Origin of the sequence: Mesorhizobium sp. M2E.F.Ca.ET.209.01.1.1, from assembly GCF_004010375.2 — a bacterium.
Classification (GTDB): Bacteria; Pseudomonadota; Alphaproteobacteria; order Rhizobiales; family Rhizobiaceae; genus Mesorhizobium.
The window spans coordinates 1-278 of the sequence record NZ_SADP02001431.1 but is presented as its reverse complement, the minus strand read 5'-3'; the positions used below and the strand labels follow the sequence as shown (position 1 = coordinate 278).

The 278-nt window shown below is 69.4% G+C and carries 1 protein-coding gene; it reads left to right on the top strand.

Annotation, left to right across the window (positions count from 1 at the left end):
• The coding region (locus tag EN852_RS40675; protein ID WP_281407881.1) for an ATP-binding protein at window positions 1–278 on the top strand (278 nt) is incomplete at both ends.

Genomic DNA, 278 nt, shown 5'->3' with positions numbered 1-278 from the left:
ACTCGATCGCGCTCCTTCTTCTTCTCAAACAGCATCTCGACAAAACCGCGCCGTCCACGAGGCTGCTCGCGATCACGGTCGATCACGGCTTGCGGCAGGGTTCGGCTGGTGAGGCGCAGGCCGTGGCGCAGCTTTGCGCGGAGCGCGGCATCGCCCACCGCATCCTGGCCTGGTCGGGAGAAAAACCATCGACCGGCCTGCCTGCGGCAGCGCGCGAGGCGCGCTACCGGCTGCTCGCCAGCGCCGCCCGGGCGGAGGGCATCGGCCTGATCGTGACC